This is a genomic window from Faecalicatena fissicatena, assembly GCF_016900595.1.
GTDB lineage: Bacteria > Bacillota > Clostridia > Lachnospirales > Lachnospiraceae > Claveliimonas > Claveliimonas intestinigallinarum.
In genome coordinates, this window is sequence record NZ_JACLYY010000008.1 from 1 (window position 1) to 26,555 (window position 26,555).

The 26,555-nt window shown below is 55.1% G+C and carries 21 protein-coding genes and 2 tRNA genes; 21 read left to right on the forward strand and 2 right to left on the reverse strand.

What is annotated here, in order from left to right; all coding sequences use genetic code 11:
* The first annotated feature begins 85 nt into the window (after positions 1-85).
* The 4 genes from H7U36_RS09170 (at position 86) to H7U36_RS09185 (ending at position 4,944) form a co-directional block, all read left to right on the forward strand.
* Entirely contained in the window at positions 86-1,171 is a 1,086-nt protein-coding gene (locus H7U36_RS09170) for a glycoside hydrolase family 172 protein (protein ID WP_408610360.1), read from the forward strand.
* Positions 1,172-1,235: 64 nt separating this feature from the next.
* Positions 1,236-2,729 (forward strand): glycoside hydrolase family 32 protein, encoded by a 1,494-nt coding sequence (locus tag H7U36_RS09175; protein ID WP_033124475.1) that lies wholly within the window; start codon positions 1,236-1,238, stop codon positions 2,727-2,729.
* Positions 2,730-2,754: 25 nt separating this feature from the next.
* The gene (locus tag H7U36_RS09180) at positions 2,755-3,720 is read left to right on the forward strand and encodes a carbohydrate kinase family protein (RefSeq protein WP_205148774.1); all 966 of its coding nucleotides are present in this window, start codon (positions 2,755-2,757) and stop codon (positions 3,718-3,720) included.
* 285 nt (positions 3,721-4,005) lie between these two features.
* Complete coding sequence (locus H7U36_RS09185) at positions 4,006-4,944, forward strand: 3-isopropylmalate dehydrogenase (RefSeq protein ID WP_205148775.1); 939 nt, start codon at positions 4,006-4,008, stop codon at positions 4,942-4,944.
* Between the two features lie 72 nt (positions 4,945-5,016).
* Here the strand turns inward: H7U36_RS09185 and H7U36_RS09190 are convergent, their stop codons facing one another.
* On the reverse strand, positions 5,017-7,098 hold the full coding sequence (locus tag H7U36_RS09190; protein WP_205148776.1) for a glycogen debranching protein: 2,082 nt from the start codon (positions 7,096-7,098) through the stop codon (positions 5,017-5,019).
* A gap of 167 nt (positions 7,099-7,265) precedes the next feature.
* Here H7U36_RS09190 and H7U36_RS09195 point away from each other — a divergent pair, with 167 nt between their 5' ends.
* The 7 genes from H7U36_RS09195 (at position 7,266) to H7U36_RS09225 (ending at position 15,574) form a co-directional block, all read left to right on the forward strand.
* Positions 7,266-8,450, forward strand: a complete 1,185-nt coding sequence (locus tag H7U36_RS09195) for an iron-containing alcohol dehydrogenase (RefSeq protein WP_205156053.1) — start codon at positions 7,266-7,268, stop codon at positions 8,448-8,450.
* 24 nt (positions 8,451-8,474) lie between these two features.
* On the forward strand, positions 8,475-9,425 hold the full coding sequence (locus tag H7U36_RS09200) for an ornithine cyclodeaminase family protein (protein ID WP_033124483.1): 951 nt from the start codon (positions 8,475-8,477) through the stop codon (positions 9,423-9,425).
* Positions 9,426-9,428: 3 nt separating this feature from the next.
* Complete coding sequence (locus H7U36_RS09205; protein WP_076777176.1) at positions 9,429-9,806, forward strand: Rid family detoxifying hydrolase; 378 nt, start codon at positions 9,429-9,431, stop codon at positions 9,804-9,806.
* 49 nt (positions 9,807-9,855) lie between these two features.
* Positions 9,856-10,686: an Mrp/NBP35 family ATP-binding protein gene (locus H7U36_RS09210; RefSeq protein WP_205148778.1), complete on the forward strand. Its 831-nt coding sequence runs from the start codon at positions 9,856-9,858 to the stop codon at positions 10,684-10,686.
* Positions 10,687-10,933: 247 nt separating this feature from the next.
* Positions 10,934-12,259 (forward strand): putative DNA modification/repair radical SAM protein, encoded by a 1,326-nt coding sequence (locus H7U36_RS09215; RefSeq protein ID WP_205148779.1) that lies wholly within the window; start codon positions 10,934-10,936, stop codon positions 12,257-12,259.
* Positions 12,256-13,056, forward strand: coding sequence for a TIGR03915 family putative DNA repair protein (locus H7U36_RS09220; RefSeq protein WP_205148780.1), 801 nt, complete (start codon positions 12,256-12,258; stop codon positions 13,054-13,056). Before H7U36_RS09215 ends, H7U36_RS09220 begins: the two co-directional genes overlap by 4 nt.
* A gap of 100 nt (positions 13,057-13,156) precedes the next feature.
* Entirely contained in the window at positions 13,157-15,574 is a 2,418-nt protein-coding gene (locus tag H7U36_RS09225) for an ATP-dependent DNA helicase (RefSeq protein WP_205156054.1), read from the forward strand.
* On the opposite strand, the gene H7U36_RS09230 is transcribed toward H7U36_RS09225, so the two are convergent.
* Entirely contained in the window at positions 15,556-16,437 is an 882-nt protein-coding gene (locus tag H7U36_RS09230; RefSeq protein WP_087173142.1) for a LysR family transcriptional regulator, read from the reverse strand. The genes H7U36_RS09225 and H7U36_RS09230 overlap by 19 nt on opposite strands.
* Positions 16,438-16,531: 94 nt before the next feature.
* On the opposite strand from H7U36_RS09230, the gene H7U36_RS09235 reads away from it, so the two are divergent.
* The 10 genes from H7U36_RS09235 (at position 16,532) to H7U36_RS09280 (ending at position 26,542) form a co-directional block, all read left to right on the forward strand.
* Entirely contained in the window at positions 16,532-17,251 is a 720-nt protein-coding gene (locus H7U36_RS09235) for a TIGR01906 family membrane protein (protein ID WP_205156055.1), read from the forward strand.
* 114 nt (positions 17,252-17,365) lie between these two features.
* Positions 17,366-21,166, forward strand: a complete 3,801-nt coding sequence (locus H7U36_RS09240) for a phosphoribosylformylglycinamidine synthase (protein ID WP_205156056.1) — start codon at positions 17,366-17,368, stop codon at positions 21,164-21,166.
* Between the two features lie 255 nt (positions 21,167-21,421).
* Complete coding sequence (gene gdhA, locus H7U36_RS09245) at positions 21,422-22,756, forward strand: NADP-specific glutamate dehydrogenase (RefSeq protein WP_033124491.1); 1,335 nt, start codon at positions 21,422-21,424, stop codon at positions 22,754-22,756.
* A 90-nt stretch (positions 22,757-22,846) separates the two neighbouring features.
* Positions 22,847-23,479, forward strand: a complete 633-nt coding sequence (locus H7U36_RS09250) for a LysE/ArgO family amino acid transporter (protein WP_330637078.1) — start codon at positions 22,847-22,849, stop codon at positions 23,477-23,479.
* A 75-nt stretch (positions 23,480-23,554) separates the two neighbouring features.
* The gene (locus H7U36_RS09255; RefSeq protein WP_138302701.1) at positions 23,555-24,172 is read left to right on the forward strand and encodes a sugar O-acetyltransferase; all 618 of its coding nucleotides are present in this window, start codon (positions 23,555-23,557) and stop codon (positions 24,170-24,172) included.
* Positions 24,173-24,320: 148 nt separating this feature from the next.
* Positions 24,321-24,393, forward strand: a tRNA-Val gene (locus H7U36_RS09260).
* An 8-nt stretch (positions 24,394-24,401) separates the two neighbouring features.
* Positions 24,402-24,475: transfer RNA gene (locus H7U36_RS09265), tRNA-Met, on the forward strand.
* A gap of 132 nt (positions 24,476-24,607) precedes the next feature.
* Entirely contained in the window at positions 24,608-24,952 is a 345-nt protein-coding gene (locus tag H7U36_RS09270; RefSeq protein WP_138302700.1) for a hypothetical protein, read from the forward strand.
* Positions 24,953-24,955: 3 nt separating this feature from the next.
* Entirely contained in the window at positions 24,956-25,537 is a 582-nt protein-coding gene (ispF, locus tag H7U36_RS09275) for a 2-C-methyl-D-erythritol 2,4-cyclodiphosphate synthase (protein WP_138302699.1), read from the forward strand.
* Between the two features lie 6 nt (positions 25,538-25,543).
* Positions 25,544-26,542 (forward strand): GNAT family N-acetyltransferase, encoded by a 999-nt coding sequence (locus tag H7U36_RS09280; RefSeq protein WP_138302698.1) that lies wholly within the window; start codon positions 25,544-25,546, stop codon positions 26,540-26,542.
* Positions 26,543-26,555: the final 13 nt, after the last annotated feature.

Sequence of the window (26,555 nt, forward strand, 5' to 3'; positions counted from 1 at the left end):
AAATATGGGAGTTGGCATTTTGGCAAAAAGAGTGGTGCTGGAGCTAGGGCTCCAGCACCACCTTTGTCTACAGTCTGCAGGCAGCATGGGAATGCTGCCTTATCTTTCACAGGGAAGAAGCAGAGCAGTGAACGCTGAGAATCCTACCGGAGAAAAGGGAAGAGGAGGGATGAGGGAAAGTGTGCTGGGACCGTCCAGAAAAGGGAGCCCCTGTTTGAAAAACATAAGGCCCCATGAAGAGATTATCCTAGGAGAGATGAAAGGACCGGGTGTTATAACACATATCTGGATTACTGTAGATCAGAAGACATCCCCGTCAGAGTGCTTTGTACTGAGGGACCTGATTTTGAGAATGTATTGGGATGAGGAAGTTAGTCCATCTGTGGAGGTCCCACTGGGAGATTTTTTTTGCTGCGGTTTTGGAAGAGAATGCCTGATTGATTCATCTGCGATTATTGTAGCACCTGCCCGCGGATTGAATTCATATTTTCAGATGCCATTCAGGGAAAAAGCAAAGATTACAGTAGAAAGTCAACATGCCAATGTGATTCCGGAATTTTTTTATCAGATAGATTATGTGCTTTATGATACACTCCCGCCGCAGACGAAATATTTTCATGCAAGCTGGAGACGGGAAGCGATTTCCAGAACAGGTGAGGATTACGTGATCGCAGACCGCATAACAGGCCAGGGGTGGTATGTAGGTACTTATATTGCTCTATCGGTTCTGCAGAGATATTGGTGGGGAGAAGGCGAGGTGAAATTTTATATAGACGGGGATGATAGGTATCCGACTGTTTGTGGAACCGGGATGGAAGACTATTTCGGCGGTTCATGGAGCTTTGCCGTGCAGGAGAATGGAAAGACTGTGGAAAAAACGTACAGTACGTCGTATCTGGGTTATCCCTATTATTCGAAGCAGGATGATCTATCTAAAAGTCCGTATTATAATGATGACTGTCCGCCTATGCGTGGACTTTACAGATGGCATGTGTTGGATCCTATCTTTTTTGACGAGAATTTAAAAGTTACGTTGCAGCAGATTGGCTCAGGCCCGGGCGGACTGTTTGAACGTCAGGACGACTTGTCAAGTGTAGCATACTGGTACCAGTCAGAACCTCATAAAAGTTTTGAAAAAATTCTGGACAGAGAAAAAAGAAAACCGAGATGAGATGGATAAATAACAAAAAAAGTGCGGCTTTTTGGAAAGGGATTAGCTATAGGAGCGAAAGAGAATGTCAAAAGAAATCATGCAGAAAAACATAGCCCGCGCCCAGGCGTATATCGACCAGAACAAGGAGAGTGTAAAACAAGGCCGGATGCGCCAGGACTATCATTTTATGCCCCAGACCGGATGGATCAATGACCCCAACGGGCTCATTTTCTACAAGGGGAAATACCACATTTTTTATCAGTATAACCCCTACTACGGACACTGGGATTATATGCACTGGGGGCATGCCGTCAGTGAGGATCTTGTCCACTGGGAACACCTTCCCCTTGCGCTGGCGCCCAGCGAGACATATGATGACCATTACCGGGGAGGCTGCTTTTCTGGGAGCGCTATCGAGCACGACGGAAAGCTGTTCCTTATGTACACGGGATGTACGAACAATGGCAGCGGTTTTGAACAGACCCAGTGTATCGCCTTCAGTGAAGACGGCATCCATTTTGAAAAATATGAGGGAAATCCGGTTCTCGCAGCCCCGGAGGGAGTGCCAAAACATTTATTTAGGGATCCAAAAGTGTGGAAAAATGACGGGAAATATTATATGATATGTGGAGCAAGCAAAAATAATCTTGCGCAGGCTCTTTTATATGTGTCTGAAGACATGCTCCACTGGGAATTTTTCAGTGTCCTTGCCCAGAGCAGGGGTGAATGGGGATACATGTGGGAGTGCCCGGATTTCTTTCCTCTTGGAGACAAATATGTGCTCCTTGTGTCACCTATGGGTGCGGGAGAGCGGACCTGTGTGTACATGGTTGGAGATTTCAGCTATGAGACAGGGAAGTTTGTCTGGGATGTCTCGGGAGAGGCTGACTGGGGATTTGATTTCTACGCGCCTCAGTCCTTTGTGGACGGGAAGGGGCGGCGCCTTGTCATAGGGTGGGCCAATGCCTGGGACTGGATGCCCTTCTGGAAGGACTGGGGTCCGGCCTACAGGGAAGGGTGGTGCGGATCCTTTGCCGTGCCGCGGCAGGTCAAAATGAACGCAGACCATACCCTCAGCTTTGAGCCTGTGGAGGAGCTGGAGACACTCCGCGGAGAGGAAACTGTGCAGGAGAATGTGCTTGTGGAAGGCGGGAGAGAGGATATCCCGCTGCAGGACGGATACGCCTATGAGCTGAAAATGGAAGTGGACCTGAAAGAGACGACAGCCAGCGCATTTTCCCTTTTGCTGCGCTGCGATCAGGACAGGACCAGGCAGACAAAGATTACCTTTGACCTGAAGGGACAGCACATGTATTTTGACAGAAACCAAGCGGATGGCTGGAGCAGAGGCGTCAGCCACAGCCCTCTCAGACTGAAGGAGCCGGGGGTGTTCTCTGTCCACATATTTGTGGACACCAGTTCCATTGAAGTGTTTGCGGAGGATTACAGGACCAACCACAGCTGTAATGTTTTCGCTGACCGGAGCCAGGATAAAAATTTTCTGTCCGTTCCTGCCGGAAATTTAAAAATACGCTCAATGCAGACATGGTCCCTCAAAAAGACGATGGACTGCTGATACATGCAGAACAGGAGGAACGAGTATGGAGACAAGATACGATGTGGTGGCGCTTGGAGAGCTTTTGATCGACTTTACGGAGAACGGCCTGAGCGGTCAGGGGAACCCTCTTCTGGAGGCAAATCCTGGGGGAGCTCCCTGTAATGTGCTGGCCATGCTGAACAAGCTGGGCAAGAAGACGGCCTTTATCGGCAAGGTTGGAAATGACCAGTTTGGAAAAATGCTGAAGAAAGTGGTGGAGGAAAGCGGTACGGACGTGTCCGCCCTTGCCATGGATGACCAGGTACACACGACGCTGGCATTTGTGCACACATTTCCGGACGGGGACAGGGAATTTTCCTTTTACCGCAACCCGGGCGCTGATATGATGCTAACAAAGGAGGAGGTTGACCCGGAGCTGATCAAAAAGGCGAGGATCTTCCACTTCGGAACTCTTTCCTCCACCCATGCAGGCGTGAGGGAGGCCACGCGCTACGCCATCGACGTGGCGAAGGAGAACGGGCTTCTCGTCTCCTTTGACCCGAACCTGCGGGAGCCCCTCTGGGACAGCCTGGATCAGGCGAAGGAGGAGATCCTGTACGGCATGTCCAAGTGCGACATCCTGAAGATCTCGGACAACGAGATGGAGTTCATGACCGGGACGACAGACTACAATAAAGGAGTGGAGATGCTGCGGGAGCAGTTTGATATTCCCCTGATCTGTGTCACTCTCGGAAAAGAGGGAAGCCGTGCCTTCTATAAGGATATGATCGTGGAGGCGGCCCCCTTTGTGAGGGAGGACACCATCGAGACGACGGGAGCGGGGGACACCTTTGAGGCCTGCACCCTGAACTACATTCTGGAGCACGGCCTGGAGGATCTGACGGAGGAGAATTTAAAGGAGATGCTCACCTTTGCCAATGCGGGCGCTTCCATCATCACCACGCGAAAGGGAGCTTTGAAGGTCATGCCCAAGAAAGAGGAGATCGAGAAGGTCATCCAGGAGAGATAAGGCCGGATTTAGAATGAAATAAGGACAGCGCAGGATGCGCGCCCCAAAGAGAGAAAAGGCGCACAGCTTGCGCTGTTTTTTGTTGACAGAAGACATAAGCTGATGTAAGCTTTTAGTATCTTCTTTTTTTGAGGAAACATTTCTTGAACCGCATCGTTCAAAAGCGGTTCCCATTCATATCTGACGTATCGGGCATTTCTGCCGGATTACCCGGAAATGATGAAAAATTTATGTAAAAGTTGCACGGAGGGAAGAAACTGTATTATACTGACAAGGAGGAGAGGGATGGAGCAGGAGAAGAGAAGACTGTCCTGGCATCCGGCGTTCGGTGCGGTGCTGCGGATCGAACTGGAAAAGGAGCTTGACCTGTTGGAGATCGTGGATGAGCGCCAGCTCACAAAGGAGCCCCTGCAGATGGATGTGCTGGTCGTGAAAAAGGAGAAAGGCATCCGCCTGGAGAAGAATATCGGAAGGATATTCAAGAGCTACAACATTATTGAGTACAAATCCCCGGAGGATTATCTGAGCATCAACGATTTCTACAAGGTGTACGCATACGCCTGCCTGTATCAGTCGGACACGGACCGGGTGATGGAGGTGGACCCGGAGGAGATCACCCTGACATTCGTGTGCATGCGCTACCCCAGGAAGCTGCTTGGGCACCTGAAGGAGACGAGAGGGATACGGGTCAGCAGGCAGGGGGACGGAATTTACTATCTTGAGGGAGACGCCCTTGCGATGCAGCTCCTGGTCACAAGAGAGCTGTCGGAGAGAGACAACTACTGGCTGCAGCATCTGAGGGGAGACCTGAAGGAGGGGCGCGAGCTGCAGGACCTGATGGAGAGATATGAGCGGCACAGACATTCAAAGTGGTACCAGGCGGCCATGGATTTGATCGTGCGAGCCAACTGGGACAAGATGAAGGAGGAGAAGGAAATGTGCGAGGCATTGAGAGAGCTGTTTGCAGACGAGCTGCAGGAGTCGGAGGAGAGAGGAAAAGAAAAGGGGAAGGAGCAGGGGGAGGAGACAAAGCTTATCTCACTGGTCTGCAAGAAAATCAGGAAAAACAAGGCAGTATCAGTCATAGCGGAAGAGCTTGAAGAACCGGAGGAGAAGATAAGTCTTATCTGCGAGACGGCCAGCCGGTTTGCCCCGGACTATGACGCAGACCAGATCTACGCAGTCCTTGCCAAAAAAGAGACAGGGGAAGTGAAGAAACCGTAATAGAGATCTGCGTGAATATTTGAAACAATAGTTTGCCCACACAGCAGCCTGTGTGGGCTTTTTCCTGTATGATTATCGGCCGACAAGGACAATGACAGAGCGCTCTCCGATGAGCAGGGAGTCCTCCCCCAGCACGGGGAGGGGTGCGTCAAAGAGGATATGACCCTCGTCTCCTGTGTTGACCGCGATGTGCCAGTGGAGGCCGCCGGGAAGCTGTGGCAGAGTCAGCTCGTGGGCCTCCCAGTGCACGTTGATCGCGAGGTAGACAATGTCATCCCTGGACCGGGCCGCGTCGTAGCCGGCGAAGAGGACGCCGGCCACACCATTTCCGTCATCCCGCGGCGCCTTCCAGGGCTCCTCTGAGTGATAGCTGATGTCCGGCAGGGTGTAGCGGCAGCTTCTGGCAGATCCCCGCAGCACTGGGTGCTCCCCGCGGAAGTGGATCATGTACTGGAAAAAGCGGAAGATGTCCTGGTGCTTCTCCAGGAGGGACCAGTCCAGCCAGGAAATTTCATTGTCCTGGCAGTAGGGGTTGTTGTTCCCGAACTGGGTGTTACAGAATTCATCTCCGGCAAAAAACATCGGTGTGCCCCGGCTGCACAGAAGGACTGCGCAGGCGTTGCGGATCATCCGCATGCGCAGGGCAAGGACCTCCGGGTTGTCGGTCTCCCCCTCCGCCCCGCAGTTCCAGCTCCGGTTATCACCCGCGCCGTCTGTGTTGTCCCAGCCGTTTGCCTCGTTGTGCTTCTCGTTGTAGGAGTACAGGTCGTAGAGGGTGAAGCCGTCGTGGCAGGTGAGAAAGTTGACGGAGGCGTGGGTGCCCCGGATCCTGGGATCATAGATGTCCGGGGAACCGCTGATCCGCTGCAGGGCCGCGGAGGTGTGGGAGATGCCGCCCTTTAGGAAATCTCTCATGTCATCCCGGTATTTTCCGTTCCACTCGCTCCAGCGGTTAAAGGCCGGGAAATTGCCCACCTGGTAGAGACCGCCCGCGTCCCAGGCCTCCGCGATCAGCTTCGTGTTTCCAAGGAGCGGGTCAAAGGCAAGGCTCTTGAGGAGCGGGGGGTGTTCCATGGGGGAGCCGTCCTCGTTGCGCCCCAGGATGGAGGCCAGGTCAAATCGGAAGCCGTCGATTCTGTAGGAAGTGACCCAGTAGCGCAGGCAGTCCAGGATCATCTGCTGCACTACCGGGTGGTTGCAGTTCATGGTGTTGCCGCAGCCGCTGAAGTTGTAGTAGCAGCCCTCTGGTGTGAGGAGATAGTACACGTTGTTGTCAAAGCCCTTGAAGGAAAAAATGGGGCCGTTCTCGTTGCCCTCCGCTGTGTGGTTGAAGACCACATCCAGGATGATCTCAATGCCGTTGTCGTGGAGCTCCTTTACCAGCTCCTTCAGCTCAAGCCCCTCCCGGTTGTACTCCACGTCAGCGGCGTAGCTGGTGTTGGGGGCAAAGAAGCTGACTGTGCTGTAGCCCCAGTAGTTGAGAAGCTCTTTTCCATTGTAGGTGCGCTTGTCCATGAGCTCGTCGAACTCGAAGACAGGCATCAGCTCCACCGCGTTGACGCCCAGGGACTTCAGGTAGGGGATCTTTTCTTTTACGCCCAGGAAGGTGCCGGGGGCGGACACATCCTTTGCCATTTTTGTGAAGCCCCGCACATGGAGCTCGTAGATGACCAGATCCTCGATAGGGGTGCACAGCTGGGGCGCCACGCCCCAGTAGAAGTTGTTTTTCACCACCCTGGCCCGGTAGCCATTCTCCAGCACCTTCTTCCCCCAGGTGCTCTGGCCGGTGATGGCCTTGGCGTAGGGATCAATGAGGACGTTTTTCTTGCTGAACAGAAGGCCCTTTTCCGGATCCCAGGGGCCGTCCAGGCGGAAGGCGTACTCGAATTCTTCCACATCCAGGCCGAACACGATCATGGAGAAGACATTTCCTATTTTGTAGTTCTCCGGTATGGGAAGGACGGCGTAGGGCTCTTCCGCTTCCCGGTGGTAGAGGAGGATCTCGCAGGAGGTGGCGTTCTGGGAGTGGACTGTGAAGCTGACTCCCGCCGGGATGGCCCAGGCCCCGAAATACTGGTAGAGGCCCGGGCGGACGCGAAATCCGTTGATAGTTGCAAGCGGTTCCATGTGGGCTGGTAAGGTTTCTTTGATCATAGCTGCCTCCTTTTGCTGTCAGATGCCGATAGTATGTGCCCTGTTATTTGTGTCACTATTATTATAGGACGCAAACTCCCCCGGGACAAGCCGTCGGACTGATTGAATTTGAGGTCTGCTTATGTTACAATCTTTAAAGTACGATTGCAGCTAAGGAGGTCTTTTTTATGAAAAATTTTGTGCAGTACGCACCCACGGAGATCATATTTGGAAAGGATGCGGAGAAGGAAGCCGGGCGGCTTGCAAAGAAGTGGGGCGGAGATAAGGTCCTCATTGTCTACGGCGGCGGAAGCGTGGTAAGGAGCGGCCTTCTGGACAAGGTGAAGGGGGAGCTGACAGCCGAGGGCGTGGCCTATGAGGAGCTGGGCGGCGTCAGGCCCAATCCCCGCCTTGGCCTGGTGAGAGAGGGCGTGAAGAAGGCGGCGGATTTTGGCGCGGACCTGATCCTGGCCCTGGGAGGCGGAAGCGTCATTGACACGGCCAAGGCAGTGGCCATCGGAGCGGCTGACACTTCCGTGGACGTGTGGAGCTACTGGGCCGGGGAGAGACAGGTGCAGGCAGCCCTTCCCGTGGGAGTGGTCCTCACTATCTCGGCGGCCGGCAGCGAGACAAGCGACTCCGCTGTCATCACAAACGAGGAGACGGGCAAGAAGGCGGGGATCAACACGGATTTCAACCGTCCAAAGTTTGCCATCATGAACCCGGAGCTCACATACACGCTTCCCAAGTATCAGCTCACCTGCGGCATCGTGGACATCATGATGCACACTCTGGAGCGGTATTTCACACCTGTGGACGGCAATATGCTGACAGACGAGATTGCGGAGGGGCTTCTTCGCACTATGGTTACCTGCGGGGCAAAGGCCTATGAGGATCAGACGGACTACGATGCCATGAGTGAGATCATGTGGTGCGGCAGCATTTCCCACAACAATCTGACAGGACTTGGTCGTCCCAAGGATTTCCTCTGCCACAAGCTGGGTCATGAGATCGGAGGCATGTTCGACGTGGCGCACGGGGCGACTCTGTCGGCTATCTGGGGAAGCTGGGCCAGATATGTGTACAGGATCGATCCGTCCAGATTTGCCCGCTATGGAGAAAAGGTGTGGGGCCTCAAAGAGGAGGATGATGAGAAGGCGGCTCTGGCGGCCATCGGGGCGACGGAGGACTTTTTCCGGTCCCTTCACATGCCCACATGCATCGGAGAGCTGGAGATCGGCGTGCAGCCCGACGAGGTGCTCCGGAAGCTGGCGGACAGCGCCACAAAGGGGAATACCATCCAACTGGGCTCCTTTAAAAAGATAGACGCCGAGGACGCCTACCAGATTTACAAGGCTGCCAACCACGACTGATAAAGACAAGAGAGGTAAAACGGTATGATTTTTTTAGGGAAAGAAGAGATTGAGAAGCTGGTGGATCCAAATGAGATCATGGACCAGATTGAGGAGGCCTACCGGATTTTCGGGGCGGACGCCTACTACATGCCGCCCCGACCGGTGATCGAGCACGAGAACAAGACGCTCATCTACATGCCCTGCTTTACGGAGAATGTCATCGGCACAAAGATGCTGACCATTTTCCCGGAAAATGCGAAGCTGGGACTTCCCTCCCTGGACGGGCTTGTGATCCTGAACGACAGGACCACAGGAGCGCCCCTGGCTATCATGGACGGCCAGGCTGTCACCGCCTGGAGGACGGGAGCCGTGGGCGGCGTGGGGATCCGCCATCTGTCCAGAAGGGACGCCCGTACAGTGGGCATCGTGGGGGCCGGAGCACAGGGCTTCCACCAGGCCGTGTACGCCTGCGCGGCCAGAAATATTGAGACCGTGTACATCTGGAACCACAGCGACCGGGACCTGACGGATTTTATGGACAGGCTGAAGAAGACTATTGCGGACCCGGCGGTGAAAGTAGTACAATGTAAGACAGTGGAAGAGCTTGTGAAAGCCAGCGATATCATCTGCACCGCCACCCCCTCTGAGGAGCCTGTGCTCCCCAATGACAGGGAGCTGCTGGAGGGCAAGTGCATCATTGCCATCGGATCCTACACTCCCAAGATGCGGGAGATACCTGACGTGATCTGGGATCTGGTGGACAAGGTGTACATCGAACTGCCCTACGCCTGCGAGGAGAGCGGGGATCTAAGCCAGCCCCTGGCAGAGGGACGGCTCACCATGGACCGGGTTGTCCTTATGGACAAGTTCCTGGCGTCCGGGGCGGACGAAGATGAGATCGCGGGGAAGACCACGTATTTTAAATCTGTGGGCATGGGTCTTTTTGACGTGTGCGTGGCACAGAAATTATTGGAGAAGGCAAAGGAGAGATAAGAAATGAAATTAGTAGCGACAGAGAAGGCACCAAAGGCACTGGGACCCTATTCACAGGGATATATTTACAACGGCGTATTCTACGCGGCGGGACAGATCGCCATCAACCCGGCTACAGATGCGGTTGAGGCGGACACCATCGAGGGACAGACAGAGCAGGTGTGCAAGAACATCGGCGAGCTTCTTGCGGCAGCAGGAACAACCTACGACAAGGTCATCAAGACAACCTGCTTCCTGGCAGACATGGGAGATTTTGGCGCATTTAACGAGGTGTACGCAAAATATTTCACATCCAAGCCGGCCAGAAGCTGCGTGGCTGTGAAGACCCTTCCGAAGAACGTGCTGTGCGAGATCGAAGTCATCGCAGCAGTGGAAGAGTAGAAGAAGCGGTTTCAGCTGAGGAGACCAATAGAAAAGAGGTAGAGTAAAAATGGCAGAGCAGCAAAACGGGTGCTCCCCCTCCGACTGTGCGGGGTGCGCCCATGCAGACTCCTGTGGCAGCAAGCCCCAGGATATGAGGGAGCCGGCGAACCCGTTTTCCCATGTAAATAAAGTGATCGCCGTTGTCAGCGGAAAGGGCGGCGTGGGCAAGTCCATGGTGACGGCCTCCCTGGCAAGGATCATGCGGGAGCAGGGCTTTTCCGTGGGAATTCTGGACGCAGATGTCACCGGACCCTCCATCCCGAAGATGTACGGCATCCATGAGACGGCAAAGGGGAGCGACGCGGGTATCTTCCCCAGCGAGGCAAAGGACGGCACGAAGATCATGTCCGTCAATCTCCTCCTGGAGCACGAGTCCGACCCGGTGATCTGGAGAGGCCCCATCATTGCGGGAGTGGTAAAGCAGTTCTGGACCGATGTCATGTGGGGAGAGCTGGATTACCTCTTCGTGGATATGCCTCCGGGAACAGGGGACGTGCCCCTCACTGTCTTCCAGTCCCTTCCGGTGGACGGCATCGTCATCGTCACCTCCCCTCAGGATCTGGTGCAGATGATCGTGGACAAGGCCTGCAACATGGCCCGGCAGATGAATATCCCGGTGCTTGGCATTGTGGAGAACTACAGCTATCTCGTCTGCCCGGACTGCGGGAAGAAGATCTCTGTGTTCGGCGAGAGCCACATCGAGGAGACCGCCCGGCAGCTTGGCGTGCCGGTTCTCGGTAAAATGCCCATTGACCCCAGGCTGGCGGAGGCTGTGGAAGAAGAGAAATTCTATGAGGCGGACAACCAGTATCTGGCGGACGCGGTGAATAAATTATAGTCAATTCGTAAATGCAGACGTAATACTTTTCAAAAGTATTACGTCTGCATTTACGTTTATTGGTGCATAATTGTGTATCAGGATCTGGGGAAAAATGATCAAACTGGTGCATAATTGTGTGTAACATGAGGAAAGGGATCCCCTAAAGGCGGACGAAGGAAATAAGCAGGCACTTGACAGGTAGAACATATGTTTGTATACTAAAAACAAACATATGTTCTTATTTTTGGAGAGGGGAGGAATAGCTATGGAAATCCAGCAGTCTATGTCCATAGCTGAAAAACTGAAAATACTGACAGACGCGGCAAAATACGACGTGGCGTGCACGTCCAGCGGAACCCAGCGCAGCAATGACGGCACCGGTATAGGAAGCTGCGCGCAGGCGGGGATCTGCCACAGCTTCTCCGCGGACGGGAGATGTATCTCCCTGCTGAAGATCCTGTTTACAAATGAGTGCATCTATGACTGCAAATACTGCATCAACCGGAGGAGTAACGATGTGCCCAGGGCCTCTTTTACGCCGGACGAGATCTGTACGCTGACAATGGAGTTTTACAGGCGTAATTATATAGAGGGACTTTTTTTGAGCTCCGGCGTGCTCAAAAGCCCGGACTATACGATGGAGCTGATCTATGCGGCCCTGTACAAGCTGCGGACAGAACACCGCTTTCAGGGGTATATCCATGTGAAGGCCATCCCCGGCACAAGCCAGGAGCTGCTGGAGAGGCTGGGATTTCTGGCGGACAGGATGAGTGTTAACCTGGAGCTGCCCACAGCAGAGGGACTGCGTCTCCTTGCGCCCCACAAGACGAGAGAGAGGATCCTTGCGCCCATGCGGCTTGTGCAGAACAGGATGGAGGAGAACAGGCAGGAGATACAGCTCTACCGGAACGCAAAGAGGTTTGTACCTGCCGGTCAGAGCACCCAGATGATCATAGGCGCCACGCCGGAGACGGATTTTCAGATTATCCATGTGGCGGAGGCCCTGTACAAAAAGTTCGGGCTGAAGAGAGTGTTCTATTCTGCATTTGTCCATGTAAACGAGGACGCATCCCTGCCAGCCAGGACGGGGCAGGGGCCCCCGCTCCTTCGGGAGCACCGGCTGTATCAGGCAGATTTTCTGCTCCGATACTATCATTTTCAGGCAGGGGAGCTCCTGACGGAGAAAGACCCTAATTTTAATGTGTTTCTTGACCCAAAGTGCAACTGGGCTCTGCGGCATCTGAATGTTTTCCCTGTGGAGGCCAACACGGCGAAATATGAGATTCTGCTGCGGGTGCCGGGCATTGGATACAGATCGGCGGCCAGGATCGTGAAGGCCAGGCGGTATGGGAAGCTGGACTTTGGGGATTTAAAGAAAATGGGGGTGGTTCTTAAACGGGCGCTGTACTTCTTGACCTGCAGCGGGAAGATGATGTATCCGGTAAAGATTGAGGAGGATTACATTACGCGGAACCTTCTGGACGAGAAGGAGAGACTGCCTGAGGGGGCGGACGGCATGACCTACAGACAGCTCTCTCTTTTTGACGATGTGAGATTTGGCGGCATGGCAGAGAAAGGAGACACTATATGAAAACCATTTACATCTGTACGGACAGCATTACAGGAATTTTCTCTGCTGTGCACGAGGCGTGGAAGGATCGTCGCCGGGAGGGGGCCAGTGGCATCGCCATCCGGGGCAGCGTGGAGCCGGAGCTGTTCTGTGAGTACAGGGAGATAGGGGAAAATGAGGGTAAGGCGGAGGCGGTGGAGAGGATGATACTCACCAACCTTGGAAGGAATGTCTACCGTCATATTTATTATGCGGCGCTTTCCAGGGATGAAGAGAAAGGAGAGGCAATCCTGGGGACGCTGCTGGCGGCCCGGAAGCTCAGGCAGCCTCGAAGGATTATGGAACATTTGGGGAGCCCTGCCGTGGAAAAGGTGTTTGAGCTGAGCCGTAGCGTGGGGAATGAGGCACACCTGCTGACGGGATTTGTCCGCTTTCGGGAGCTGGAGAACGGGATACTCTTTTCAGACATCACACCGAAAAACCAGGTTCTTCCCTGCCTGGGGGCTCATTTTCAGGAGCGCTTTCCCATGGAGAACTGGATGATCCGGGATAAAAACCGCGGCATGTTCGTCGTCCACGAGGCGGGAAAGCGGTGGGTTCTTGTACAGGAGGATCCGGGAGTGAGGGGGGATGAGGGCTTTTTACATCTCTCCGATCAGGAGGAAACGATGCAGGCGTTGTGGCGGGAGTTCTGCGACACCATTGCCATCAGGGAGCGTGAAAATCCCAGATGCCAGAGAACCCACCTGCCGCTCCGCTTCCGGCCCAATATGACAGAATTTGCAGGAGAGTGCGGGATAGACAATTTCGCTAAATAATCAGATAATATTTCCGCGTCATACACAATACCCCACCAGTTGGTTTAATTTCAGACGTAACATTATTGAAAAGTATTACGTCCCCACTTATAATAGACCTATGGAAAAGCAACTGATCAAAATTTCGGTCCGGACCCTGGTGGAGTTTATCCTCCAGAGCGGTGACCTTGACAATCGAACTGCCTCGGCGGACAAGGAGGCCATGCAGATGGGAGCCCGGCTCCACCGGAAGATCCAGCGGCAGATGGGGAGTATGTACACGTCGGAGGTGTCCATGAAATGCCAGGTGCCCTACGAGAAGTTCGTCCTCCAGGTGGAGGGGCGGGCGGACGGCGTCATGGACACGGAGGAGGGCTTGGCCATCGACGAGATCAAGGGGGTGTTCAGAGATGTAAACACCCTGGAGGAGCCGGTACCGGTGCACCTGGCCCAGGCCAAATGCTATGCCTTTATCTACGGGGATCAGCATGAGCAGGAGAAGATGGGCGTGCAGATGACCTACTGTCATCTGGAGACAGAGGAGATACGCCGGTTCCGGCAGGAGTACACCACAGAGGAGCTGAGAGAGTGGTTTTACGGCATCACGGACGCCTACGAAAAGTGGGCTCTCTTCCAGGTGGAGTGGAAGGAGAAGCGGAACGCTTCCATAAAAAAGGTGGAATTTCCCTACCAGTACCGGGACGGGCAGAAGAAGCTGGCGGCCGCTGTCTACAGGACCATTGAGAGACAGAAAAAGCTGTTCATCCAGGCTCCCACAGGGGTGGGAAAAACTATGGCCACTGTCTTTCCGGCTGTGAAGGCAGTGGGGGAGGGACTGGTGGACAAGCTCTTCTACCTGACCGCCAAGACCATCACCAGGACTGTGGCCCAGCAGGCCTTTGACATACTGAAGCAGCCCGGCCCGGATGGGCCCGCCGCAGTGGGGCCCGCTGCAGTGGAGGAGGGGGATACGGCTCTCCGGTACAAGGTCATCACCCTGACGGCAAAGGAGAAGATATGCTTCTGCGAGAAGCCGGAGTGCAATCCGGACTACTGTCCTTACGCCAAGGGACATTTTGACCGTATCAACGATGCGGTCTATGACATGATCACCACCTCTGACGACATGAGCCGTCAGGCGGTGGAGGAGCAGGCGAAGAAATGGCAGGTGTGCCCCTTCGAGCTGGGTCTGGACCTGTCCCTGTGGGCGGACGCAGTCATCTGCGACTACAACTATGTCTTTGACCCCAACGCGAAGCTGAAGCGGTTTTTCGGCGAGGGGGTGAAGGGGGACTACATCTTCCTCATTGACGAGGCCCACAACCTGGTGGAGCGGGGGCGGGAGATGTTCAGCGCCAGCCTCTGCAAGGAGGACGTGATGAAGGTCCGCCGCCTTGTGAAGACGAGGGACGTCCGGCTTGCCCGGCAGCTGGAGGACTGCAACCGCCAGATGCTGGCCCTGAAACGGGAGTGCGATGGCTGCCAGGTGCTGGAGAGCGCCGGGGGCATCTACCTGAAGCTTCTGTCTGTCATGGCTGAGATGGAGCGGTATCTGGAGGAGTGCAAGGAGGAGGACGTCCGGGAGGAGGTGCTGAGCCTCTACTTTGAAGTGCGGATGTTTGAGACCATCTATGAAAAGCTGGACGAGAACTACATGATCTATTCCGAAATTGACGGGGAGGGAAAATTCTTTGTCCGCCTGTTCTGCGTCAACCCGGCGGTCAATCTGAACGAGGCTCTGGAAAAAGGGGTGAGCACCATCTTTTTCTCCGCCACCCTCCTTCCCATCCGCTATTACAGACAGCTCCTCAGCACAAAGACGGACGACTACGCGGTCTACGCCCAGTCCACCTTTGCCAGGGAGAACCGGCTCCTTCTCCTTGGAAACGACGTGAGCACCCGGTACACCGCGAGAGGGGAGGCCACCTACCGGAAATACGCCTCCTATCTGCTGGAGATGGTGCAGGGGAAAAAGGGAAACTACATGGCCTTTTTTCCCTCCTACAAGTTCATGGAGGAGGTATACGACCAGTTCCTCCTCCTGGCTGAAAAGGAGGATAGCAGCGCCCAGTGCGTGATCCAGGCCCCCTACATGTCGGAGGAGGCAAGGGAGATCTTTCTGGAGGAATTCGAGGAGGAGAGGGAGGAGAGCCTCCTTGGCTTCTGCGTCATGGGGGGAATCTTCTCCGAGGGCATCGACCTGTCCAGAGACCGGCTCATCGGCGCTGCCGTGGTGGGCACCGGCCTGCCCCAGGTGTGCCGGGAGAGAGAGCTCCTTAGGGAGTACTTTGACAAAAAGGGACTCCGGGGCTTTGACTACGCCTACGTCTACCCGGGCATGAACAAGGTGCTCCAGTCCGCGGGCCGGGTCATCCGCACGGAGGAGGACAGAGGCGTGATCCTCCTTCTGGACGACCGCTTCCGGGAGGGCAGATACAAAGAGACCTTCCCGCGGGAGTGGGAAGGTCTGGAAATCTGCAATGTGAAAAACGCCGGCGAAAAGATGCGGGCCTTCTGGGATCAGACCTCCTCGAAGTAGTCGAGGAAGGCGGCCGCAGCCCTGGAGAGGGGGATGCGGGTGCCCCGGACAGCCAGCAGCTCCCTCGGGGGCAGCTCTTCCTCTGTCTGTACGATGAAGAGATTGTCGTCCTCCCGGGGAATGCAGTAGTCCGGAAGAAAGGCGATGCCAAGGCCGATCCTGGCCAGGTCGATGAGCAGGTCGTTGCTGCTAAGCTCCACCTCCGGCACCAGGTCCAGGTGGTGCTGCTGGAACTGGCTGTGGAGAAACTCGCTTGTGGTGCTCTTCTTGTCCAGCATCAGGATGGGGTACTCCAAAAGCTCCGCAAAGGAGAGCCGGCGCCCCTTCAGGTCAGCGAAATCCCGGTTGGCCAGAAAGACGTCCTGGAACAGCTTGATCCGCTTTACAGTGGCGGCGCTCCCCAGGTAGGCGTTGGGGGAGTTGACCACGATAAAGTCCACCTGCCCTGATTTCAGGAGCTCCACGCTCTGGATGGAGGTGGCGTTGGTCACCTTGATGTGGGCCCCGGGAAATGCCTCGTGGAACCGCTTGATGTAGGGCACGAGAAAATACCGGCAGATGGTGTCGCTGGCGCCGATGCGTATCTGTCCCCCAGTAGAGGCGGACTCCATGAGCTGGGCCTCCCCCCGCTGTATCAGGTTCATGGCCGGCTCCACGTGGCGCAGCAGGATCTCTCCCTCCGGCGTCAGCTGGACCCTCTTTGTGCTCCGGATGAAGAGGACCTGGTCCAGCTTTCTCTCCAGCGTCTTGATGGACTGGCTCACCGCTGACTGGGAGATGAAGAGCTGCTTGGAGGCCTCGGAAAAGCTCAGGGTCGAGGCCACATAGTAAAATACCTTATATAATTCATAGTTAATATCCATGATAAGTCCTCCTAATAAAAATCATTTGTATTATAAGGGAAGATCAGGGAAATTACAATCACAAAAATGAGACAACAGAAAGAAGGATTGCTTTATGAAAAAACTGCATCATGTACTGGCCGTGGCAGCTATGCTCCTGCTTGTCCTGGCTCTTCTGCTCACCAGCTTCCAGCTGGCCATATACGGTGACCCGGACTACAGGTTTTACGAGAGGGAATATGCGAAGTACAATGTCACGGAAAGTCTCGATATGGAGATGGAGGACGTCATGGATGTGACGGAGAAAATGATGGATTACCTCATCGGGAAGAGGCAGGAGCTCTCTGTCATCACGGATGTGGACGGACAGACCCAGGATTTCTTTAACGAGCAGGACCGCCTCCATATGGCGGACGTAAAGAACCTGTTCCTGGGCGGGCTGACCCTGCGCTGGGTACTCCTTGCCGCCGCGGCTGTGCTCATCGCCCTGCTCGTACTCCTGAAGGGGGACTGGAGGCGCATCATCCCCAGGGCCTACTTTATCGCCCTTGCCATCTTCCTGGCGGTGACGGTCCTGCTTGGAGCTCTCTTTGCCTCGGATTTTACAAAATATTTCACCATCTTTCACGAAATCTTTTTCACCAATGACCTGTGGATTTTTGACCCGGCTACAGACTACATGATCCGGATGCTGCCGGAGGGATTTTTCTACGATATGGTGATGAGGATCGGAGGATTTTTCCTGGGCTTTCTTGCGGCCTTTCTTGCGATTTTCCTCGTGTGGCGGCATTTTTTGGGCAGAGGGCAGCAGGATGAGGACAGACAGGGAAAATAGATAAGAAATACTTATAAAAATCTTTAATTTTATTAACTTTACTAATAAGAAACCTCATGTTATGATAAAACCAGCGTATCATAAAATCAACATATATAAAATGGAGGAAATTTTATGGGCAATGTAAAACGAGTATATGTGGAGAAAAAACCGGAGTATGCGGTTCAGGCAAAGGATCTCTTCCACGAGATTAAGAGCTATCTGGGCATAAGCGCTCTTACGGGTGTGCGGGTGCTGATCCGCTACGATGTGGAGAACATCTCGGAGGAGACCTTTGAGAAGGCTTGCAGGGGCGTCTTCGCGGAGCCTCCGGTTGACGTTTTGTATAAAGAGACATTTCCGGCGGCAGAGGGGGCCAGGGTCTTCTCCGTGGAGTTCCTTCCCGGCCAGTTTGACCAGAGGGCGGACTCTGCCGTGCAGTGCGTGCAGTTTATAAAGGAGGACGAGAAGCCGGTCATCCGCACCGCCACCACCTACGTGATAGAGGGAGAGCTGACGGACGAGCAGTTTGAGGCTGTGAAGCACCACTGCATCAACCCTGTGGACTCAAGGGAGACAGGCATGGAGAAGCCGGAGACGCTGGTGACAAAGTTTGACGAGCCGGCGGACGTCATCATCTTCGACGGCTTTAAGGACCTGGAGGAGGAGAAGCTGCGGGAGCTCTACGACTCTCTCGGGCTTGCCATGACCTTCAAGGATTTCCAGCATATCCAGAACTATTTCAAGGGGGAGGAGGACAGGGACCCGTCCATGACGGAGATCCGGGTGCTGGACACCTACTGGTCCGACCACTGCCGCCACACCACCTTCTCCACAGAGCTGAAAGACATTACCTTTGGAGAGGGAGATTACAGAAAGCCCATCGAGGACACCTACTGCCAGTATGCGGCGGACCACAGGGAGATATTCAAGGGCAGGGACGACAAGTTCATCTGTCTGATGGACCTGGCTCTCATGGCCATGCGCAAGCTGAAGAAGGAAGGGAAGCTTGCGGACCAGGAGGAGTCCGACGAGATCAACGCCTGCAGCATCGTCGTGCCGGTGACCGTGGATGGCGTGGAGGAGGAGTGGCTCGTGAACTTCAAGAATGAGACTCACAACCACCCTACAGAGATCGAGCCCTTCGGAGGAGCTGCCACCTGTCTTGGCGGCGCTATCAGAGATCCCCTCTCAGGCCGTACCTACGTGTACCAGGCTATGCGCGTCACGGGAGCGGCGGACCCCACTGTCTCCGTGAAGGACACCATGAAAGGAAAGCTTCCCCAGAAGAAGCTTGTCCGTGAGGCGGCCCACGGCTACAGCTCCTACGGCAACCAGATCGGCCTTGCCACCGGTGCGGTAAAGGAGATCTACCACCCCGGCTACGTGGCCAAGAGAATGGAGATCGGGGCTGTCATGGGAGCGGCGCCCAGGCGCGCAGTGATCCGTGAGACCTCCGACCCGGGAGACATCATCATCCTCCTTGGCGGGCGCACCGGCCGTGACGGCTGCGGCGGCGCCACAGGCTCCTCCAAGGTGCACACAGAGGAGTCCATCGAGACCTGCGGCGCGGAGGTGCAGAAGGGAAATCCCCCCACAGAGAGGAAGATCCAGCGCCTCTTCCGCAGGGAGGAGGTGAGCCGTCTCATCAAGAAGTGCAACGACTTTGGCGCAGGCGGCGTGTCCGTGGCCATCGGAGAGCTGGCAGACGGACTCAGGGTGGACCTGGACAAGGTGCCCAAGAAATACGCGGGACTGGACGGGACAGAGATCGCCATCTCCGAGTCCCAGGAGCGCATGGCTGTGGTCCTTGACCCGGCTGATGTGGAGACCTTTATGGGCTACGCCAAAGAGGAGAACCTGGAGGCCGTGCAGGTGGCTGTGGTGACAGAGGAGCCGAGGCTTGTCCTTGTGTGGAGAGGAAAAGAGATCGTGAACATCTCCAGAGCTTTCCTTGACACAAACGGCGCCCACCAGGAGACAAGCGTGGCCGTGGACATCCCGGACCGCGCAGGCAAGGTGCTGACGGATAAAGTGGAAGTGACAGATGTGAAAGCGAAATGGCTGGAGACACTGGCAGACCTGAACGTATGCTCCCAGAAGGGGCTTGTGGAGATGTTTGACGGTTCCATCGGAGCAGGATCTGTGTTCATGCCTCACGGCGGAAAATATCAGATGACAGAGACCCAGGCCATGGTGGCGAAGCTCCCTGTACTGAAAGGGGACTGTGACACAGTGACCATGATGAGCTACGGCTTTGATCCCTACCTGTCAAGCTGGAGCCCCTACCATGGAGCGGTCTACGCTGTGACAGAGTCTGTGGCCAAGATCGTGGCAGCAGGCGGCGACTACCGGAAGATCCGCTTTACTTTCCAGGAGTACTTCCGCCGGATGACGGAGGATCCACATCGCTGGAGCCAACCGTTTGCCGCTCTCCTTGGAGCCTATGCGGCCCAGCTTGGATTTGGTCTTCCTTCCATCGGAGGCAAAGACAGTATGTCCGGTACTTTCGAGGACATCGATGTGCCGCCTACTCTTGTTTCCTTTGCCGTGGATGTGGCAAAAGAAAAAGATATCATCACGCCGGAGCTGAAGAAAGCGGGAAGCAAGCTTGTGTGGCTGCGCATCCCGAAGGATGAGTACGATCTGCCGGTATATGAGAAAGTGATGGAGCAGTACGGAAAATTTGCGGAGGATATCAAGGCCGGAAGGATCCTCTCCGCCTACGTGCCGGACCGCCACGGCGTCATCGCCGCTGTCAGCAAGATGGCCTTTGGAAACGGCATGGGCGTGAAGATCGAGCACAGCATGGATGAAAGAGAACTCTTTGCCCCCGCCTTCGGAGACCTGGTAGCTGAGGTGCCGGAGGGCAAAGTGGGAGAGCTGCAGATCACCTACACGGTCATCGGCGAGGTGACGGACGACAAGGCTTTCTCCTACGGCGATGCAGTCATCGGACTTGACGAGGCGGAAGAGGCATGGACAGGCACTCTGGAGAAAGTGTTCGCCACACGGTCCGGCGCCCAGGACGGCCCCACAAGCTGGTTCATCAGATCAGAGAAGAAAGAGGACGGAGAGCTGAAGGAAGATGGCTGCTTCCACGCATCAAAAGTCCACATCTGCAGCCACAAGATTGCCCAGCCCACGGTGTTCATTCCTGTGTTCCCGGGCACCAACTGCGAGTACGACAGTGCGAAGGCCTTTGAGAGAGCAGGGGCCAGGGTCATCACGAAGGTGTTCAGGAACATGGACGCGGCGGACATCGTGGACTCTGTAGACGTGTTTGAAAAAGCCATCAGCCAGTCCCAGATCATCATGTTCCCAGGCGGATTCAGCGCAGGCGATGAGCCCGACGGATCAGCCAAGTTCTTTGCCACTGCTTTCCAGAACGCGAAGCTGAAAGAGGCGGTGGAGAAGCTCTTAAATGAGAGAGACGGCCTTGCCCTTGGTATCTGCAACGGCTTCCAGGCCCTCATCAAGCTGGGACTGGTGCCAAACGGAAAGATTACAGGGCAGACAGACAACTCGCCTACACTGACCTACAATACCATCGGGCGCCACATTTCCAAGATGGTGTACACAAAGGTGGTGACAGACAAGTCGCCCTGGCTCGCGAATGCCCGGCTTGGCGGCGTCTATGTCACTCCGGCTTCCCACGGAGAGGGACGCTTTGTGGCGCCTGCTGAGACCATTGCCCGGCTTTTCGCAAACGGCCAGGTGGCTACCCGGTACTGTGATCCGGAAGGAAACATCTCAAACGACGAGGAGTGGAACGTGAACGGCTCCTACTTTGCCATCGAGGGCATCACAAGCCCGGACGGAAGAGTACTGGGCAAGATGGCCCATGTGGAGCGCCGGGGCCGGAGCGTTGCGATCAACATTTACGGAGAACAGGATCTGAAGATCTTTGAGTCCGGCGTGGAGTACTTTAAATAGAACACATGGATAAAAATGCATTTTCACAAGTGCAATGTTGCAAAGTTTCTGTAAAAAAGTACTAAACACAGCTTGAAATGCAGGAATGAAAGTATAAAGTTGCAGAAAAATCATAAAAAATGCAAAAAATACTTGTGTTTTGCCCCGGAATATTTTATTCTGTTAAAGAGGCAAAGAGGTCTAGTGAAGAGCAGGCTTATGCCTGCTCTTTTTTATGGCTTCCGCCTGATAAGAAGATCAAGGAGGAAGAAAACAATGTCATATGTTGATGAAGTGATTGAAAGAGTTGTGGCCAAGAACCCGGCGGAGCCGGAGTTCCATCAGGCTGTCAAGGAAGTGCTTGAGTCCTTAAGACCTGTAATCGAGGCAAATGAGGAGAAATACAGAAAGGAAGCGCTTCTTGAGAGACTGACTGAGCCGGAGAGACAGTTCAAATTTCGTGTGCCGTGGGTAGACGACAATGGACAGGTCCAGGTAAACACAGGATACCGCGTACAGTTTAACAGCGCGATCGGACCATACAAGGGCGGACTTCGTCTTCATCCCTCTGTAAACCTTGGTATTATCAAATTCCTCGGATTTGAGCAGATTTTCAAGAATTCCCTTACAGGACTGCCGATCGGCGGCGGCAAGGGCGGATCTGACTTCGATCCCAAGGGCAAATCAGACAGAGAAGTGATGGCATTCTGCCAGAGCTTTATGACAGAGTTATGCAAATATATCGGCGCTGACACAGATGTTCCGGCCGGAGATATCGGAACAGGCGCAAGAGAGATCGGCTACATGTTCGGACAGTACAAGCGCATCCGCGGACTGTACGAGGGTGTTCTGACAGGAAAGGGACTGACATACGGCGGATCCCTGGTTAGAACAGAGGCTACAGGCTACGGCCTTCTGTACCTGACAGAGGAGATGCTCAAGATGAACGGAAAGGACATCGCGGGCAAGACCATCGCAGTGTCCGGTTCCGGAAACGTTGCCATCTACGCTACAGAGAAAGCGCAGCAGATGGGCGCCAAGGTTGTCACAATGAGCGACTCCACAGGCTGGGTATACGACGCTGAGGGCATTGACCTTGCGGCAGTAAAGGAGATCAAGGAAGTCAACAGAGCAAGACTTTCCGAGTACACAAAGTATCGCCCGAACGCTGAGTACCACGAGGGCAGAGGCGTGTGGGGCGTGAAGGTTGACATCGCTCTTCCCTGCGCGACACAGAACGAGCTGCACCTTGAGGATGCCAAGGCTCTCGTTGCCAACGGATGCATCGCGGTTGCAGAGGGTGCCAATATGCCCACCACTCTGGAGGCTACTGAGTACCTGCAGGAGAACGGCGTGCTCTTCGCGCCTGGAAAGGCTGCAAACGCCGGCGGCGTTGCCACATCTGCTCTGGAAATGTCCCAGAACAGCGAGCGCCTGAGCTGGACATTTGAGGAAGTGGACAGCAAGCTTAAGAACATCATGGTCAACATCTGCCACAACATGGCTGATGCTGCCAAGAGATACGGCCATGAAGGAAACTACGTGATGGGAGCAAACATCGCGGGCTTCGAGAAGGTTGTAAACGCAATGGAGGCTCAGGGCATCGTCTAGGAGCTGCCTTCAGAGCGCATGGTTCCGGCTTTGGCCCGGAGTATATAAAAAAACGGCGCGGCTGCGCCGTTTTTTGCTACAGAAATATTTTTGGCACAGTATGAGGAGGAGGCTATGGGATTTTTCCTTCAGGGGCTGTCCATAGGGCTTGCCTATGTTGCGCCCATTGGGCTGCAAAATCTTTTCGTCATCAACGGGGCTCTGACCCACACGCGCCGCCGTGCCCTGGCGACAGCGCTGATCGTCATCTTTTTTGACGTGACGCTGGCTCTGGCCTGCTTTTTCGGCATCGGCGCTGTGATGCAGCGGTGGAAATGGCTGCAGATGGTCGTTCTGCTGGCGGGGAGCATTGTCGTTATTTTCATAGGGGCAGGCCTGCTGCGGGCAAAGACGCAGGACATAGACCGTTCCGGGGAGACCATGTCACTTGGGAAAACAGTCTATTCCGCCTGCGTTGTGACCTGGTGTAATCCCCAGGCTATCGTGGACGGGACGATGATGCTGGGTGCCTTCCGGGTGACGCTGCCGGCATCCCGGTCCATCCCCTTTATCTGCGGTGTGGGGACAGCCTCCTGCCTGTGGTTTACAGGGCTGACGCTGGTGATCTCCGCCTTCAGCAGCCGGTTTAACGCCAGGGTGCTGCGGGCCATCAACATTGTCTGCGGCGTCGTCATCCTCTTTTACGGGTGCAGGCTGCTGGTTAGCTTCTTTGCGCTCATCTGACAAACAGGTCGTCCCAGGCAGATTTTTCTGCTATAATGAAAGCATCATGAGAATTCGCAAGCGGAGGGACGAGATATGGACAGGGAAGCAGAAAAGAAAATGCACGGAGGCGCGCTCTATCTGCCCACGGACGGGGATCTTCTTGAGGAGCAGGCGGCCTGCCTGGATCTTCTCTATGAGTACAATCATCTGAAGCCGTCCAGGGGAGAGGAGAAGAGGGCGCTGCTGGAGAAGATGTTTGCGCAGATCGGGGAGGGGTGCTATATTGAGACGCCCTTCTACGCCAACTGGGGCGGAAGGCATGTCCACTTTGGCAGCCACATCTATGCCAACTTTAATCTGACGATGGTGGACGACACCCATATTTATGTGGGCGACCACACCATGATCGGACCTAACGTCATCATTGCCGCGGGAAGCCATCCTGTGTTCCCCTCACTCAGGGAACAGGAGTACCAGTTCAATATGCCGGTCCATGTGGGGAAAAACTGCTGGATCGGCGCGGGGGCCATCCTCCTGCCCGGCGTGACTGTGGGGGACAACACGGTCATCGGGGCCGGCAGCGTGGTGACAAAGGACATCCCGGCGGATGTGGTGGCGGCCGGGAACCCCTGCCGGGTGATGAGGCCCATCGGCGAACGGGACAGGGAATTTTACTTCCGGGACCGCCGGATCGACCCGGGACTTCTCTGATGGGGCGGAAAATGCCGAAAAACCGGCCTTTGAGGGACTCTCGAAAAAAATGAGAAAAAATGTAAAAAAAGTGTTGACATTTGCTCGAAATCAATAGTATAATAGCAAAGCGGGTTGCGGGAAAGCAGCCCGCGAGACCAGAAAATATGGGGTCTTAGCTCAGCTGGGAGAGCATCTGCCTTACAAGCAGAGGGTCATAGGTTCGAGCCCTATAGGCCCCATATACTATGGCGGGATAGCTCAGTTGGCTAGAGCATACGGTTCATACCCGTAGTGTCGCTGGTTCGAATCCAGTTCCCGCTACTCCCAGAGATACGGCATCGGAGATCATCCGGTGCCGTATTTTTTTGTCTGCGGGCGGTGCCGCTCATTGACAAGATCCCGGTGGAAATTATATACTTGTACTACATATGAAAAAATGGAGGAGCGCATACTATGAATGGAAAAACGAGAGACTGGCTCTGGATCATTGTGGGAGGATACCTCACCTACACAGGCGTACAGCTTGTCATGGATGTCATGAACCAGAAGCCGGAGGGATATATAGGATTTGTGGTGGCGGGCGTGCTGTTTGCTGTGTTCGGCATCGGGCTGATCGTCTATGCTATCCGGAATATGACCAAGCCGGTAGAGGAAGAGCTGGATGAGGAGCTTTCCTCTGACGAGGACATGCAGCAGGAGATTGATGAGATCGAGGCGCAGGACGCAGGGCAGACCGGGACACAAAGCGCGGGGCTGACCGGGGTGCAGTCCCAGGACGAAGAGGAAAGCGGGGAATAGAAGATGAGGATTGGAACAGGCTACGACGTGCACAGACTGACAGAGGACAGGAAGCTGATCCTGGGCGGCGTGGAGATTCCCTACGAGAAGGGACTTTTGGGGCACTCTGACGCGGACGTGCTCCTCCACGCCATCATGGACGCCCTCCTGGGGGCAGCGGCTCTGGGAGATATCGGGCGGCATTTCCCCGACACGGACGAGGCCTACAGGGGCGCTTCCAGCATGAAGCTGCTGGAGCGCGTGGGAGAGCTGGTGGCCCAGGAGCTCTACGTCATCGGGAACATTGACGCCACTGTCATCGCCCAGCGCCCGAAGCTGGCCCCCTATATCGGGGAGATGCGGGATAATGTGGCCAGGGCCCTGGGTATCCGGAAGGATCAGGTCAATATCAAGGCTACCACAGAGGAAGGCCTTGGCTTTACTGGCAGCGGTCAGGGGATCGCGGCTCAGGCGGCGGCCTGCCTGGAGACCATCGCCAACTACAGCTATGAGCCCCGGCTGGAGCAGGAGGGTCAAAGCGAGGAGGCAGGGTGCGCCTCCTGCAGCGGCTGCCCCAGACAGTCCGGGCAGCGGAAGGACAGGTGAGAGAGGATGCGGATCAGAAAACTGAAAGACGGGGAGAAGGGCGGCACCCGGAGATTGTATGAGGAGATCTTCTCCGAGGACAGCCCCTCCTTTGTGGATTATTACTATACAGAAAAGACGAAGGACAACACCATCTATGTAGTGGAGGAGGAGGGCGGCATGCGGGCTATGCTCCACCTCAACCCCTACACCCTGATGGTAAACGGAAGGGAGGAGCCCTCTCACTATATCGTGGCGGTGGCCACGGAGGAGGCCTACCGGAAGAGAGGGTATATGGCGGCTCTCTTAAAGACGGCCCTCCGGGATATGTACCGGGCAGGAGAGCCCTTTACCTTCCTCATGCCGGCGGCGGAGGGGATCTATCTGCCTCACGGCTTTTCCACAGTATATGAACAGGAGCGAAGATACTTCCGGGGGGAGGAGGAGCTTCCCGATGGCTGGAGCGCAAGAAAGGCCCTTTCGGCGGATGCGGCGGACATTGCGGATATGGCCGAAAGTGAGCTGAAGGGCCGGTATAAGGTCTATGCGAAGCGGGATCAGGCCTACTACGAGCGGCTCATCCGGGAATATGAAAGCGATGGGGGGTGCCTGATGGTCTGCGAGCAGGAGGGCCGGATTGTGGACTGCCTGCCTGCGGTGGAGGAACTGCCGGAGGAGAGACCAAAGATCATGGTCCGCCCGGTGAATGTGAAAAGGCTGCTCCTTCTTCTGGAGCTGAACTATCTGACAGCTGTGTGCTTTCAGGTGACAGATCCCATCATCCCTGAGAACAACCAGGTGTTCATGATGACGGGGACGGAGTTTTCCGGAGTCATGCTGATGGAGGGAAAGCCGGAGAACAGCGAGGGCACTTTGACTGTGGAGGCGCTCACAAAGCTTGTCTTTGGAAGGATTTCACCGGACCATATTGAAAAGGAAAAGGGAGTCACGGTGACGGAGAGGATGAAGGAGGAGCTGAAAAAAATCGTTCCGCTGTCTCCTGTTTATTTGAACGAGGTAGTATGACCGAACCGGAAAA

Bases quoted from the DNA above. Each gene is read 5' to 3' on its own strand.
- H7U36_RS09270 (WP_138302700.1), top strand. From the start codon at position 24,608: ATGAATGGAAAAACGAGAGACTGGCTCTGGATCATTGTGGGAGGATAC.
- H7U36_RS09200 (WP_033124483.1), top strand. From the start codon at position 8,475: ATGATTTTTTTAGGGAAAGAAGAGATTGAGAAGCTGGTGGATCCAAAT.
- H7U36_RS09225 (WP_205156054.1), top strand. From the start codon at position 13,157: ATGGAAAAGCAACTGATCAAAATTTCGGTCCGGACCCTGGTGGAGTTT.
- H7U36_RS09280 (WP_138302698.1), top strand. From the start codon at position 25,544: ATGCGGATCAGAAAACTGAAAGACGGGGAGAAGGGCGGCACCCGGAGA.
- H7U36_RS09185 (WP_205148775.1), top strand. From the start codon at position 4,006: ATGGAGCAGGAGAAGAGAAGACTGTCCTGGCATCCGGCGTTCGGTGCG.
- ispF (WP_138302699.1), top strand. From the start codon at position 24,956: ATGAGGATTGGAACAGGCTACGACGTGCACAGACTGACAGAGGACAGG.
- H7U36_RS09205 (WP_076777176.1), top strand. From the start codon at position 9,429: ATGAAATTAGTAGCGACAGAGAAGGCACCAAAGGCACTGGGACCCTAT.
- H7U36_RS09235 (WP_205156055.1), top strand. From the start codon at position 16,532: ATGAAAAAACTGCATCATGTACTGGCCGTGGCAGCTATGCTCCTGCTT.
- H7U36_RS09240 (WP_205156056.1), top strand. From the start codon at position 17,366: ATGGGCAATGTAAAACGAGTATATGTGGAGAAAAAACCGGAGTATGCG.
- H7U36_RS09190 (WP_205148776.1), bottom strand. From the start codon at position 7,098: ATGATCAAAGAAACCTTACCAGCCCACATGGAACCGCTTGCAACTATC.
- H7U36_RS09210 (WP_205148778.1), top strand. From the start codon at position 9,856: ATGGCAGAGCAGCAAAACGGGTGCTCCCCCTCCGACTGTGCGGGGTGC.
- H7U36_RS09215 (WP_205148779.1), top strand. From the start codon at position 10,934: ATGGAAATCCAGCAGTCTATGTCCATAGCTGAAAAACTGAAAATACTG.
- H7U36_RS09230 (WP_087173142.1), bottom strand. From the start codon at position 16,437: ATGGATATTAACTATGAATTATATAAGGTATTTTACTATGTGGCCTCG.
- H7U36_RS09255 (WP_138302701.1), top strand. From the start codon at position 23,555: ATGGACAGGGAAGCAGAAAAGAAAATGCACGGAGGCGCGCTCTATCTG.
- H7U36_RS09180 (WP_205148774.1), top strand. From the start codon at position 2,755: ATGGAGACAAGATACGATGTGGTGGCGCTTGGAGAGCTTTTGATCGAC.
- H7U36_RS09195 (WP_205156053.1), top strand. From the start codon at position 7,266: ATGAAAAATTTTGTGCAGTACGCACCCACGGAGATCATATTTGGAAAG.
- H7U36_RS09170 (WP_408610360.1), top strand. From the start codon at position 86: ATGGGAATGCTGCCTTATCTTTCACAGGGAAGAAGCAGAGCAGTGAAC.
- H7U36_RS09220 (WP_205148780.1), top strand. From the start codon at position 12,256: ATGAAAACCATTTACATCTGTACGGACAGCATTACAGGAATTTTCTCT.
- H7U36_RS09175 (WP_033124475.1), top strand. From the start codon at position 1,236: ATGTCAAAAGAAATCATGCAGAAAAACATAGCCCGCGCCCAGGCGTAT.
- gdhA (WP_033124491.1), top strand. From the start codon at position 21,422: ATGTCATATGTTGATGAAGTGATTGAAAGAGTTGTGGCCAAGAACCCG.